Below are 2664 nucleotides of genomic sequence, written 5' to 3'. Positions count from 1 at the left end.
CCCCTCCAGAGGGATAACCCGAACCATTTCACCCACCTCAACATTTGGCTGTTCCGGCACTATTTCAATCAAACAGTTTGCTTCGCTCATCGAACGAAGGATGCCGGAGCCTTGCTTTCCAGTCGTTTTAACTGACAATCTTCCATTGGCATCAAGGCTGTAAATGCCTCGGCTATACTCTGTGCGGCCAGGTCTTGAGCGAAGTTTCTCTGTTGCTATGGCATTGAATACCTGTGGCTGCCAGTTATCCATTCCTTGTAGTTTGCGAATTGCAGGCTCGACAAACTGCAGGAAGGTCACCATAACGGCTACCGGGTTACCTGGCAGACCGAAAAATGGTGTCTGCTGAATTTGACCAAACGCCAGAGGGCGACCCGGACGCATGTTGATTCGCCAGAAGTTTATTTGGCCAAGCTTATCGAGTACGGTTTTGATGTAATCGGCATCACCGACGGAAACTCCGCCTGATGACAGGATCAGATCGGCTTGCTGACTGGCTTTTAGCAGTGTGGATTCCAACGCTTCTTCGCTGTCTTCAATAATGCCAAGGTCGATCACTTTACAACCCGCTTTTGTCAGCATCGACAGTAGGGTGTAGCGATTAGAATCGTAAATACAGTTAGCTTTCTGCTTCTCGCCCGGGTGTTGCACTTCATCACCGGTCGAGAAAATGGCGACTTTAACGGCTGTGTTAATGTTAACGGAATCGATACCCAGAGAAGCAATCATACCCAGCTCAGGAGCCGCAATTTGAATGCCTGCTGCTACAGCCGTCTGACCGATGGCAAGATCCTCGCCAGCCTGGCGAACATTCTGGCTCTGTTTAATTGCGGCTTTGGTTGTGTCAAAAGTGACGATGTCATCTTCCTGCTGAGCCAGCTCTCGCATAATAACGGTATCGGCGTTGGCCGGGACTGGTGCTCCCGTCATGATACGAACAGCTTGTCCCGGTTCTAGTGGCTGGTCATAGCTATGACCAGCAAGAACATGGGCAACAACCGTGTAGCTCTCGCGTTCAAGATCATCGCCGCGAATGGCATAGCCATCCATTGCCGAGTTAGTATGTTGAGGTACATTGACTGGCGACAGAATGTCGTTTGAGACAATTTGTCCCAAAGCCTGTGATAGCGGAACCGTGATTTCACGCTTGGATGGGACGATTTGTTCCAAAATACGTGAGCGACCCTCATCGACCGAGATCATTCCGGACGGGTCAACATCAAAACAACTAAAGCTTTCGTTTTTCGCCTGGTTGGCAAAGTTAGCAACAAAGTCAGTCAATAGATCGAGGTTATTAATATCGAGTTGAGGCAGCTCTGTTGATGGCTTGGTATCGGAAGCAACTGCAATAATGTTGTTGTCTTGTGGATGTAACCAAGGTTTGCCAATCTCTTCACGGTGCAGTTCAATTTTTGGGAAATCGAGTTTCTTAAAGCCTTCGACCAGAATAAGGTCAAGCTGAGTCTGATCTAGCTGGGATATCAGGTGAGGCAGCGTAGCTTCTTCTTCCGGTGTTTCTGTTACTAGCGCACGACGGTAGCGAGATGAGATCAGCATTTGGCTGGCTCCTGCTTTTCGCAGGCGGTAGCTGTCTTTGCCCTCCTGATCAATATCGAAGTTGTGGTGAGCATGTTTGATCACGGCAACACGAATGCCTCGTTCGACAAGTTTAGGCAACATGGCTTCAAGCAGGGTCGTCTTACCGGTGCCGCTCCACGCTGCAAAGCCCAGCAGGGGAAGGGATGCATAAATCTGACTCATAGTTCCTGTCCAAATTGTTGTAATTCTCGTGGTGTATTCAGGTTAACGAAGGCATTTGGCTGATCGCTAAAATCAACGGTGATCATATTGCATTGTTTATACAGCAGGATGATTTTGCGATCGCCATTCTCAAGAAACTGTTCCAGTTTCGGCAGAATACGTCGGTGTAAAAGTGTCACGACGGGTTGAATATGTTCGCCGTCATGTGCCACAGCAATGTCGGTGTCGCTTTGGCACGCTGCACTCATGCGAGAAACGAGATCTGCCGGTAGTCGAGGGCAGTCACAAGGGACGAAACCAATCCACTCGTCGCTAAGGTGGTGAAGGGCAGCATGCATGCCTCCCAAGGGGCCCGGATAGTTTTGGATGTGGTCGCCAAAAACAGTGCCATAGGTGTTATAGCGCTCTTGGTTGCGGTTGGCGTTAATGGTTATTGCCGAGGTTTGTGGCTTGAGCGTATCGATCACATGTTCGATCATTGCGCGTCCGGCAAGCTCTACCAGCCCTTTGTCATTTCCCCCCATGCGGCTGGCTTGTCCACCAGCCAGGATCACCCAGCTTGTATTTTCAGGCGTAGGCATACTCATTGCTATCCTCATCGACGAGCTGTAAATCTGCTCGCTCTATTAATTTTGTGTTGGTGATGGTCCATTGGCGACGGCATAAGGCCGTCAGGGCATTCTTCTGGTGACTGGTGATCACCAGGCTGGTACCTCGATCAAGTAAGTCTTCAGCAAGAACAACCTGACGCTCTATCGACTCTTGATCCAGGCTGGCACTTGATTCATCCATGAGTAATACGCCAGGTTTCAGCACCCAGGCCCGTGCCATTGCCACGCGCTGGCGCTCACCGCCCGAAAGGACCGAAATATGTTCATCGGCCAAGGTTTCTAACCCTACCAT

General features: G+C 50.1%; 3 protein-coding genes. All 3 read right to left on the bottom strand.

What is annotated here, in order from left to right; all coding sequences use genetic code 11:
• On the bottom strand, positions 1-1761 hold a 1761-nt coding region (locus tag MHN01_RS23885), incomplete at its 3' end, for a bifunctional molybdopterin-guanine dinucleotide biosynthesis adaptor protein MobB/molybdopterin molybdotransferase MoeA (RefSeq protein ID WP_239413851.1).
• Positions 1758-2342 (bottom strand): molybdenum cofactor guanylyltransferase MobA, encoded by a 585-nt coding sequence (gene mobA / locus MHN01_RS23880; RefSeq protein ID WP_239413852.1) that lies wholly within the window; start codon positions 2340-2342, stop codon positions 1758-1760. The genes MHN01_RS23885 and mobA, both read right to left, overlap by 4 nt.
• The coding region (locus MHN01_RS23875) for an ABC transporter ATP-binding protein (RefSeq protein WP_239413850.1) at positions 2329-2664 on the bottom strand (336 nt) is incomplete at its 5' end. The genes mobA and MHN01_RS23875, both read right to left, overlap by 14 nt.

The organism is Photobacterium sp. OFAV2-7, assembly GCF_022347985.1.
Lineage (GTDB): Bacteria > Pseudomonadota > Gammaproteobacteria > Enterobacterales > Vibrionaceae > Photobacterium.
The sequence above is the reverse complement of the archived record's forward strand: the minus strand, read 5'-3'. Positions and strand labels throughout refer to the sequence as shown.